Source organism: Paenibacillus sp. Soil724D2 (assembly GCF_001427935.1).
Lineage (GTDB): Bacteria > Bacillota > Bacilli > Paenibacillales > NBRC-103111 > Paenibacillus_E.
Genome location: NZ_LMRY01000059.1, coordinates 239,493 through 251,751, shown reverse-complemented (window position 1 = coordinate 251,751; position 12,259 = coordinate 239,493). Strand labels below are relative to the sequence as shown.

Annotated in this window: 5 protein-coding genes; all 5 read left to right on the top strand. The window is 49.7% G+C overall.

Annotation, left to right across the window (positions count from 1 at the left end; translation table 11 throughout):
* Window positions 1-15 precede the first annotated feature (15 nt).
* A complete protein-coding gene (locus ASG85_RS34645) occupies window positions 16-5,679 on the top strand; it encodes a discoidin domain-containing protein (RefSeq protein WP_057307807.1) in 5,664 nt (1,887 codons plus the stop codon).
* A 261-nt stretch (window positions 5,680-5,940) separates the two neighbouring features.
* Window positions 5,941-8,073, top strand: coding sequence for an RICIN domain-containing protein (locus ASG85_RS38930; protein ID WP_057307806.1), 2,133 nt, complete (start codon window positions 5,941-5,943; stop codon window positions 8,071-8,073).
* 216 nt (window positions 8,074-8,289) lie between these two features.
* Window positions 8,290-10,137 (top strand): glycoside hydrolase family 97 protein, encoded by a 1,848-nt coding sequence (locus ASG85_RS34635; RefSeq protein WP_057307805.1) that lies wholly within the window; start codon window positions 8,290-8,292, stop codon window positions 10,135-10,137.
* A gap of 361 nt (window positions 10,138-10,498) precedes the next feature.
* Window positions 10,499-11,938: a glycosyl hydrolase family 28 protein gene (locus tag ASG85_RS34630; RefSeq protein WP_057307804.1), complete on the top strand. Its 1,440-nt coding sequence runs from the start codon at window positions 10,499-10,501 to the stop codon at window positions 11,936-11,938.
* A gap of 39 nt (window positions 11,939-11,977) precedes the next feature.
* Complete coding sequence (locus ASG85_RS34625) at window positions 11,978-12,160, top strand: beta-galactosidase (protein ID WP_057307803.1); 183 nt, start codon at window positions 11,978-11,980, stop codon at window positions 12,158-12,160.
* Window positions 12,161-12,259 lie beyond the last annotated feature (99 nt).

Genomic DNA, 12,259 nt, shown 5'->3' with positions numbered 1-12,259 from the left:
AATGGGGGAGTTCAGATGAAGGTGCATCATACTAGTTTTCGTCTAAAATTGAAACAATACCTATCCATCCTCGTTATCGCGAGCATGACCGTCATGTTCCTGCCTCTGACGGCAGGAACTGCGGCGGCAGAAACGGCCTCACCATCGCTCATGACGGATTATGTGCCAACTATTTATGAAACCATAGATGAAAGCGGATTCAAACATCCCGGTATCGGGCTGACCAAGGAAACACTCGAGAATTTGCAAACTCAAATACGGGCGAATAAGGAGCCTTGGAAAACCTATTTCAACCAGATGGCCACGTCGACTGACCCGTGGGGAGTCCCGCTTGCAACCAAGACGGTCTCGTCCAAATTTTCCGAAGGCTGTTGGTGCAGCCAGGGCTATAACGAAAAATTTATATGGGATGGCTTAACAGCGTATACGCAGGCTCTTATGTATGTGATCACGGGCGATGAGGTTTATCGGGCAAATACGATGTATATTATCCGGAAATGGGAGCAGAAGAACCCTGCGGATTACGCGTATTTTACCGATGCGCACATCCATACGGGTATCCCGCTCTACCGGATGGTTACCGCCGCAGAGATCATGAGGTATACCAGCACGCAGACGCCGGAACTGGCATGGACAGACCAGGATACGGGCAAGCTCACGAATAATGTGATCGTTCCGGTCACCGATACCTTCAATCATACGAATGGCCGCTTCATGAACCAGCATTTGTATCCGCTCGTAGGTTCCACCTCCGGCTATATCTTCACCGGCAATGTGGAGCGCTATCGCGAGGCCGTAGAGTGGTTCACGGTGAATAAGACAGCTCTAGACCAGCACATAAACGGTTCCATTCTGAGATTGTTCCGGTTGGTCGATACGAATGCGGAGACAGGCGAGAAGGTAGATAACCCGCAGGTGCAGATAACGGAGATGGGCAGGGATCAGGCTCACAGCACCGGCGACGTCATCAATGTTGCCATATTGTCGCGTCTGTTGCAGGCTCAAGGAACCAAGGTGGACCCGGCAGATGGTACGGTTTCCACTGCAGCGAATGCGGTTACCACATACGATTTTCTTGGCAAACGTATTCTGGCGGGTACCGACTACTTTGCCCGGTATATGAACGGCTATGATACGCCTTGGATCCCGACAGAGGCGCGTATGCGCGAGGATGGCAGCCCGGTCATTTACCAGGTATTGAATACCGGATATCGGGGAAGAATCGGCGGCAATGCCTATGATCTGTACTATTACTATAAATATGAGCAAGGCTTGGACATGGAGCAAGTTGCTCCCTACTACACGGAGATGTTCAACAAGAGGACGGATTACAGTTGGGCATCACGGGATTCCGGAGGGGAATATTGGCTGTACATCCCTAAGGAAGCCGAGGCCGAAGGAACGGCCCATCTCCCGAAGGTGAACCCGAATCCGAATTGGAAGGAGGTCGAGGATCGGTTCACCAACTTGGACGGCAACTCGACCGCCATGCAAGAGGGCGATGTTTCCTTCGTCCGCATCCAGGCCACGGAATCCGGCAGCAAAATCGCTTTGGTTGAATCCGGCAGCGGTTCGAGCGTGCTCGGATACAAGATTCGGACGAACGGTGCGGCGAAGCTTGTAGCCTCGGGCCAAACGATCACGTTGCCGGATACCCAGGAGCAATGGAGATATGTATATTCTGAAGGCGGTGGGCTCTGGACCCTGAGTTATTTCACGATTATAGGCAACGGAACGACGGTCGATATCGACCATATCAATGTCAACGCGGCCAATGAACTGACGCCGCCGGTGTTTAATGAAGGAAAAACCGCTTTGAACCTGTTTGCCTATGTTGGGTCCGATGCGGCGCTCCATTATGATTTCTCGGCAACGGACGCAGGCACGTCCGATGTCGTGACCTATCGGATCGCGGGTGCGCCCGAAGGCGCCGTGTTCGATACAAGCACCGGCACATTTTCCTGGAAACCGGCGCAAGCCGGAACGTATGCCTTCAGCGTGGAAGCTTCCGACGGCACAACGGTATCCACAAGAGATGTCACGGTTACCGTCGCAAATGATCGGCAGTCGGCGGTGGATGCCGTCATTGCGCCCTATGACGCCAACACGGATTATATCTGGGCCACGCTCGATACGTATAAACAAGCATACAACGAAATCATGAGCGTTATGAATACTGCAACGGACGCCGAATTCTATCAGAAGCTGGCGGTTCTGCATGGCGTCGTGCAAGGACTTCAGTTAACCACGCCGTTGCTGGGCGACGGCAGTATCAATTATCAGGGGATGTTCTTGTCTGCGGGCTTCAATACGGGAACTTACATGGATAATGACCCGAGCTCGTCCGGTAGGGACGTTGATATGGACATGGGGCCCAATTTTCGGGTTTCGGCCAGTGCGTTCGGGATTCAAGCACGAGGAGGATTTCCTGAACGCGGCGGCGGCATTACCATATACGGATCCAACGACAAAGAAAACTGGACCCGGTTGACGCCGGGAGTGACCCCCGTTTCGACAGCCATGAATATGTTGGCGGTGTCGCCAGAGCTCCAGAATGAGCCATTCCGTTTTCTGAAGATCGAATTGATTCAAAAACCGTACGACGCTCCCTTCATTGAATTGTCCGAGTTCCATATCTTCGGGAAGCGTCACGAGGTCATCAACAAGATCGCATCGGTCTCCATCGGTTCGGATCAGGTCATCGGAGGGCGGATCGTCATGGGAGACACAGCGAAATTGTCCTTCCAATCGACGGAAGCCATTCAGAACGTGAAGGTTGCGATTCAGGGTGTACCCGCGACCGTTCATTCGGAGGATGGCCTGGGCTGGACGGCCGAAGCGGTCATGCAGCAGGGGACGTCGCCGGGCAATGTGACATTCAAGCTTCATTATCAGACGGCGGAAGGGACCGATGCCCCGGAAACGATGTTCGTAACCGACGGGTCTCGCTTGATTCTGGTGGATGAATCGGATGTCATTCCAAATGTGACGTCCATCGCTGCGGTTACCGATTCCAACGGCAGATCGCCGGCAGACGCTATTGCAACGGCGAACGTTTTGTTCGATAACAATCCTGCATCATCGACCGATTACCGCCTGAACGGCAACGGAGCCGATTCGTGGGTCCAATTCGACTTCGGGCAAGGCAGCTATGCCCAATTGAAGTATGTGGAGCTGCTGGCAAGGCAGGACGGATACTATACCCGAATCAATGGCGCGGTCATTCAAGGCTCCAATGACAATACAACCTGGAAAACCATCTCTTCGGGTGCTGTGTCCACGAAGGATTGGCAAATTTTATCAGTTAACGACAATCAGCCTTACCGGTATATCCGAATCATCAATGGGAACGCCTGGTTCGGGAATATGGCGGAAGTGAGATTCCATGGATCGGCCAAGGTACTGACGAAGATCAGCTCGGTGTCCATCAGCTCGGAGCAAGCCTTACTCGACCGGATTGAAACCGGCGATACGGTGAATCTCGCATTCACTTCGATGGAACCGATCAACACGGTGAACGTGAAGATTCAAGGCCAAGATGCGACGGTCATGTCGGATGACCAAATCAACTGGACAGCGAAAGCGGTGATGGGGTCCAATGCTGCTCCGGGACCGGTGAATTTCGGCATCCAATACAAAACATCCGAAGGGCTGGACGCGCCGGCAAAAACATCGACTACCGACGGATCTTCCTTGACCTTGGCTGATGAATCGGACTTGATCCGCAATGTGACATCCATTACGGATGTGACCGATTCTAACGGCAGATCCCCGGCAGACGCAATCGCAACGGCGAACGCTCTTTTCGATGGCAATCCCGGTTCGGTTACCGATTACCGGCTGAATGGCAACGGAGCCGGGTCGTGGGTCAAATTTGACTTCCGAGGCGCCAAGGCGAAATTAAAGGTTGTGGAGTTGCTGGCAAGGCAAGACAGCTACTACACCAGGATCAAAGGTGCAACCATTCAGGGATCCAACGACAATTCGAACTGGACGACGATCTCTCCATTAGCGGCATCTACGAAGGATTGGCAGAACTTGTCGATTACCGACAATACTCCTTACCGGTATATCCGCATATTCAACGGGAACGCCTGGTTCGGGAATATGTCGGAAGTGAGATTCCATGGCGAACTGGATTATGATGCCGCCTATCTCGATTCTAAGATGGTTCCACCGGCGGGTTACACGGAGCAAAGCTATGCCCTGTATCAACTGAGAGTGAACCAGCTCAAGGCCGACTTGTCGAAACCGGGCGTCAACAAGATAGCCATTCTTCAACAAATGCAGGATTCCAAGGCGATGCTCGTGCCGGTCAGCGCTTTGACCCGGAAAGTTGCCATAACCTCTTCCATGGTGACGGCATCCAGTATTTCGTGGGACGGGAAATTAAGCGCAGCAGCGAATGGATGGCGCGCATTTGACGGCGATCCGAACACGTACCCAGACACGAAGACTGCCGCCGGTTGGGTTACCGTTGACTTGGGTGCGGGAAATGCCAAGACCATTGTCGGCATCAAGTATATCCCACGGCCAGGTTCTGCATCCCGGATGAACGGGGCGCGAATCCAGGGCTCTAACGATGGGGTTAACTATACTGACTTGTATACGATCAATGGCGTTACGGATGTAAAATGGTACTCGCAAGAGATTAACAAAAATTTACCATACCATTATTTGCGATATACCACTTCGACTGGCTTTGCCAATGTCGGCGAGCTGGAATTCTACGAAAAGACGATCGATCGCGAGCGGATTACCCTCTTGCTGGGGCAAGTGGTTCAAGTTGCTGCCGAGCGTTATACGGACGACAGCTATGCAGGATTGCAAACGGCGTTTACCAGCGCCATGTTGGTTGATGCAACTGCACAAGCAACCCAAAGCCAACTTGACGCAGCTGCCGATAGCTTGAAGACAGCGCTGGACAACTTGATCTACAAAATCGTGGCATCCGAAGATCCTGCGGACCCGAATGGGACGAACGGGTGGTACACGACGCCGGTTACCGTCGAATTGTCGACTTCCGGTCATGCGGAATATAGTCTGGGCGGCAATACATGGCAAAGTTACACAGAGCCGATAACGTTCAACCAAGACGGCAAGTATACGGTCAGCTACCGTTCAAGGAACGAAGCAGGGATTGCGGGGAACGTACAATTGACCGCCTTCAATCTGGATACGACTGCCCCGGCAATTACCGTATCTGGTATCGTGTACGGTGCGTATAACGATTCCTTGGAGATAACGCCGGTTCTGACGCTCAACGATAATCTATCCGGTGTAGACAACAGCAAGATTACGGTCACGCTGGATACGTATAGCGTGCGGGAAGGAGCTGGCATTCCGCTCTTATCCTTGCCTCTCGGTTCACATTCGTTGGTCGTAACGGCTAGCGATATGGCAGGGAATACGAGCAGTCAAACGGTCATCTTCCAGACTACCGCCAGCATGGAGTCTATGCAGGCCCTGGTCAGACGCTTTACGGAAGCCGGATGGATCAATGGCGAGTATATCTGGATCGATAACATGGGTATTGCAAAGAGCTTGCAAAGCAAATTGGCGGCGAATGAACTGGCAGCCCTTGTGAATCAAGTACAGGCGCTTAGAGGAAAGCATATTACTGAGAAAGCCGCTGATTACTTGCTTCGGGATGCCGAGTACTTGTTAAACAAACAATAAAATTGTTTCGTAATCATGGATTCATCCCAAGCCGGCACAAGTTAGCAAGTCCTCTGTGCCGGCTTGGAAATTTAAGGGGGTGTTTCCCATGTGAAAACGGATACAGCAGGAATATGAAAGTGCAGCAGAATGTAATAATGGATGTGGGGGGTGAACATAAGAGGGCGATGGGAATAATTGGTTCTGACCGTGTTCCGAAATGATTCGATTTTGGCGGCTGAGCAAAACATGATGTGTTTATTTGAAGGGAGGAAAATTGCAATGAATTACTTTAAGAAAAGTAAGCGCTGTGAGAGCTGGTTATTCGGCATTCTTTGTTTTATGCTGGCACTCACGAGCTTCCTCAGTATTGGCAGCCAAACGGCGAAAGCGGCTATTTCACCGCTGATTACTTCTTATAAACCGCAGGTCATCAATTCGGATGCAAATGTGTCCTATACCGATTCCTCCGGGAACACGGTATCGGGAACCATCCACCATCCGGGCATTGCGCTGAGACAGACGGATTTGGACAACATGCGCGATCACGTAAGAGCGGGGGATGAGCCTTGGAATACGGCGTTTAATGCCTTTGCCGGCAACTCCCGTTCCAGCAAATCACCAAGAATTTATTATGAAGGAAATTATATCTTCAAGCACATTCAAGGTCCTTGGAGGTTTACTGACCCCGAGACAGGCAAAGTTTACGATAATCCCAGCGAATATGTAGGAGCGCGTGCCAATACCGATTCTGAAACCGCTTTCATGCAGGCTATTATGTGGTATATTACCGGCGATGAAACGTATCGTTCCAATGCCATGGATATCATCAGAAAGTATTCTGCCATTCAAGATTGCGTTACCCATGTGAACTTCCGTTTTGCTACAATGAGTTATTTTCTCTCGGCAGCAGCGGAAATCTTGCGCTATTCCGATACGCCTACGCAGAGTCTGAAATGGCCGGCTACGGATACGGCGAACCTTGCCAATGCGATGAATCTTGTTTCGGTTACGTATAATACGCATAACATGTTTATGAATCAGCACCAGTTCGCAGTGATGGGAACGATGGGAAGAGCGATCTTCACCAATAATCTTCAGCTTTATGATGAGGCTATAGAAGCAGCGGCCGTGAATGCTGCAGGCGATCAAGGGGGGAAAAACGGTTCCATAAAACAACAGATGCGGTGGATGACGAAAAATGAGCGAACAGGAGCGGCATTGGATCCGGCGGATTACCATGTGCAGGCTATCGAAATGGGGCGCGATGTGGGGCATTCCTATGCCGATGTCGCCGGACTGTCAACATTGGCCCAGACCATCTATGCCCAAGGCACAAAGGTTGACCCAATAACCGGCGCGAGGTCTACAGCCACCAGTGCGGTGAATGTGTTCAACTTCCTGGACGACCGGCTGTTGGCAGGAACCACTTATCTGCTCAAGTATCATCTGGGTTACGATATGTTATGGACGCCTGCATGGGCAAACCAAAGCAGTACGATTCAATATTTTGATACGATCAACGCAGACGGCAGAGGCAGAATCGATGCTTTCTACAGTGTTTTATATAACTATTACAAGTATATCGAAAATAGAGATATGACCCAAGAGAAGTACAAATATTTGGCCTATGCCTACGAAACGAGAATGCCGGAGGTTGCGGGAAAGGATTATCCGCTTGCGATGCTGCTGTACACGCCGGATGCAGCAAAGACGGTCGATTTGAGCAACAAGATCACGTTAGGCTCGATTACGGGATTGACGGCAACGGCGGCCGGTGCGAATACGATCTACTTAAGCTGGTCGGGCGTGTCAGGTGCGCTGGGGTATAACATCTACCGGTCCACAGATCCGAATGGCACTTTTGTAAAGATTAGCAGCGCCCCTACTGCAGCGACAGTATATCGCGATACAAACTTGACCCCTGATACGACCTACTATTATCAGGTAGAAGTAGCCGGAGGATCGAAATCCTCTGCCGTATCTGCAGCTACGGGAGGAACTTTGGGGACTGCTTCGGTCAGATTCAAAAACGCCGCCACCGGCTTGTATATCGATGGGATGGGCCGCACTGCCAATGGCTCCGCTGCCGGACAATGGAGCGACAGCACCAGCGCAAATCAGCGGTTGATTGAGGAAACTAACGGGAACTATGTGCGATTTAAGAATGTTGCGACCGGATTATATTTGGACGGGTTAGGCCGCACGACGGGCGGCTCCGCTGCCGGACAATGGAGCAGCAGCACCAGCACAAATCAGCAATGGTCCGTCACGATAGACGGCAACAATGTGCGGATCCAAAACCGTGCAACGGGGTTATATCTTGATGGGGTTGGTCGCACGTCCAACGGGGCGGACTTGGGCCAATACGGAGGAGGCAGCAGCGCTAACCAAAGGTGGCAGATCGTAAACTAAGTATACGGACTGCTTGAGATTATGCCGCTCATTTCCGTTCGGGGGTGAGCGGTTTTGTACGCTTCAACTGGAGATTCTAAAGAAATCAAAATAAAATGAATGATTTTGAAATTGATGAAATGAGCATGATTTGCTAAGCTAGGCCTGCCACATTCCTTTGGGTTAATCCGATCTACTCAAACGCGGAATGAATATATATTTTGAGGTGAAAGTACGATGGTAGAAGCATCATATGGAGAGAATAGTATTTGCTTACGTTTAGATAGTGATGGAAAAATATGGTATACCGTTAAGCGTAACGGAGCTGAGGTTGTTCTGCCTTCAAGGCTTGGACTGCACTTTGCCAATTCCCGTCCATTATGTGACAGGTTTACTATAACAAAAGTAACCAAAAGAAATGTGGTAGGTGCATGGAAACCTATATATGGAGAGCGGGCTAAGATTGATGAGAGTTTCGAAGAGGCAATTGTTTGCGTAGAAGATGACCTGGGACGGAGAATGGAAATCCGTTTACGTGCCTATTTTGAAGGTACTGCATTGCAATACTTTATACCGGAGCAGGAAAAGTTAAATAATTTTACCATTATTCACGAGGATACAAGCTTTGCCTTTCCGGAAGGAAGTCTTGCATGGGAAGAGCATGGAGTAGAAGGGGAATATGCTGTAAAACGAGTTGGTGATGTGAGCGGCTATTGTGAACGTCCATTCGCTGTGCAATTACCGGAAAGCGGATATGTTCTTATTCATGAAGCAGGGCTGACAGATTACGCAAGAATGTTGATTGTAAAGGATGAAGAAGCCGAAAACACATTAAAAGTGCATTTGTCAGGACATTTGTGTGGGCTTTTCAGTGAGAATGATTATGTAGGATATGGGTTTACTTTAAATAAAGACGAAACGGATAGTCTAGTTTCAAATGTAGAAGGAAAAGCGCCCTTTGCAACACCATGGCGAACTTTCATACTTGCAGATCACGCAGCGGAATTGCTATGTCGGAGCAATATGGTACTTAATCTAAGTGAGCCCTGCAAGGCTGAAGATCTTACTTATGTAAAGCCCGGAAAAGCATTAAGGGATATGATGCTGTCTACAAAAAGCGCGTTTGAATGTATCGATTTTTGTGTAGACCATCATTTTCAATACGTTCTTTTTGATGGAGGCTGGTATGGATCGCTTGATTCGGAAAATAAAGCAATCGATCCTAGAAGAGAAGACCCCGAACGGGATTTGGGTCTAAGGAAAGTCATTTCATATGGCAAAGAGAAAGGTATTGGGATTTTCCTTTACGTTGATAGAACCGCTGCAGAACCGTATTTGGATGCTTCACTCCCTTTATGGAAAGATTGGGGTATTGCAGGCATTAAATTAGGGTTTATTAAAGTAGGACCTCAAGAGTGGACACGTTGGGTGGTAGATGCAGTAAAAAAGTGTCATGAATATGGTTTGATGGTAAATATACACGATGCCTATCGCCCTACAGGCCTTTCACGTACCTATCCCAATGTGCTTACACAGGAGGGGATTCGGGGAAACGAGCATTTTCCCACAGCCACACATAACACGACATTGCCCTTCGTACGGTTTCAGGCTGGAGCAGGCGATTATACGCTTTGCTATTTTGATAAACGGTTAAAAGTGACGAATGCACATATGCTGGCTATGGGCGTTATTGTGTATAGTCCTATGCAGATGATGTTTTGGTATGATAAGCCGTCGGATTGGCATGGTGAGGAGGAAATTGAATTCTGGGAGAAAATACCGGTAACTTGGGATGAGTCAATTGGAATATCGGGTGAGATCGGAGAGTATGCAATTATTGCAAGACGCAAGGATAGCGAATGGTTTATTGGATGCATTAATAATGAGAAAGCCCGTGCTGTGAAAATTCCTCTACATTTTCTGGATGCTGAGAATAAATATAGTGCACAGATTTATGAAGATGTATCGGAACTTGATACTCGCACAAAGGTGGGTATTAGATCTGTCGAGGTTACCAAAGATTCCATACTTGAGTTTCATTTGGAAAGCTCGGGAGGAACAGCAATTTATTTAAAACCTATGTAATGTACAAAGATGACCTAAAGCATTTTCTCTATTTGGACTGAGCGTTTGACTAAAGATTACGGAAACGGTCGTCAGGCCACTTCTTTCAACGATAGCACTCAGCACCAACCAGCAGTGGAAGCTCGTAACATTAAGCTAAGATAATTGATTGAGCTTAAGCCGCTCATTTCCGATTGGGGATGAGTGGCTTCTCTGATGGACCATATGCTGTCATATAAAAAAGGCCCCCAATAAGGGAACCTAAAAAATATAATAAGCATCATCCGAGCCGACTTTCGACGTGAAAATCCAATAATCATGATTTCGGATCGCGTGGGCATAGTCGCATAACATCAAAATGAACTCAGTTGGAGGTACCAACATGTCGAAGGTAACAAAGCTAATTACGTATTCGGGCCCCTCGGGGTTAGCGGAAAATCACGATTTCTCGGTTAGGGCAAGACCGGCGGGCGGCGAATGGGAGCAGCTCTTCGTCTATGATGTCAAAGTCGACATGCATCAGGTACGGCATGCCTCCATGGCGATGTTCGATTGCTCGGGCACGACTGAGATTGAGGTTACGAAGAACGAGGGGACAGTAAACGACTGCGTGATTCGTCCGTTGTCGCGCGGTATTTCTTACACGCTTAACGGCAACACGATCACTTTTACCATTGACGGCCCGCAAAAGCTGTCGGTGGAAGTGAACGGTGACAGGTTCCATAATTTGCATCTGTTTGCCAATCCGCTCGAGCAGGATGCGCCGTCCCCTGACGAGCCGGGCGTCGCTTTCGTCAAGCCGGGCATCCACCGGATCGAGGACCTTCTTGCGCTGCTGACGGCTGCGGGAACAGACGACTGCGAGACGCATACGCTCTATTTTGGGCCGGGCATGCATCATTTGGAGGAAGTGATTTTGCGCATCCCGTCGGGGAAGACGGTTTACATAGCCGGCGGAGCGGCGGTCGCGGGCTCTATGGTCTGCGACTCCGTCAGCGATGTCACTGTCCGCGGTAGAGGCGTTCTTTACTTGACTGAATTCGGGCGTTTTTCCGCTTTCCGCGGGGTGCGTATCATCTTCTCCAAGCGGATTCGCGTCGAGGGAATTGCACTTATCGATCCTCCGCATTATAGCATCTATATCGGTAAGTCCGAGCAGATCCGGATTGCGAACTTTAAAGCGTTCAGTACGAAAGGGTGGTCGGACGGGATCGATATGATGGCCAGCTCGGATATCGAGATCGAGGACGTGTTTATGCGCAATTCCGATGATTGCATCGCGGTTTACGCCAGCCGGTGGGATTATCAAGGGGACACACGGAATGTTACCGTCCGCAATTCCGTCTTATGGGCGGATGTGGCCCATCCGATGAATCTCGGCGGGCATGGCAATCACCATATAGGAGACGTCATCGAGAACGTCCTGTTCGAAAATATCGATGTGCTCGAGCATCATGAGCCGCAGCCCGACTATCAGGGCTGTATGTCGATTAATGCCGGCGATAACAATACGGTCAGAAATGTCACCTACAGGAACATTCGGGTTGAACCGTTCGAGCTCGGACGGCTGTTCGATATCCGCGTGCTCTTCAACCCGAAGTACAATCCGGTGCCGGGCAAACGGATCGAACAGATTCGCTACGAGAATATTTCCTGTGTCGGGGACTGCGGCAATCCGTCGCAGATCGGCGGATACGATGCGGACAGGACAGTCGATCATATCGAATTCAAGAATGTCACAATTAACGGGAAGCCGGTGACGGACGCCGAATCGGGCAACATCCGGGTGCTTCCGTTTGCTGGCAACATCCGTTTTGAATAATTCAAATATCATACCAAACGATAAGGTGACGAAGTGAACGTGGACAAAACCATTCCGGGAGAGAAATTTGATCTGCGCGTGGGCTACTATCCCAAGCATTGGCCGGAGAAGATGTGGGCCGATGAGATGCGGGAAATCGGCTTTACCATTGTGCGTATGGGGGAGTTTACATGGAATTCGCGGATGCTATTTTCAATATCATTAGTGACGGACAAAGTATAAGTATGCCGATGTTTGTGAGGGATGGATATAAATGAATTCAAGTAAGACCCCTTCAAACCCTAGAACAGGAGTTAATTAAGTTGTCCAACTAATGTATTG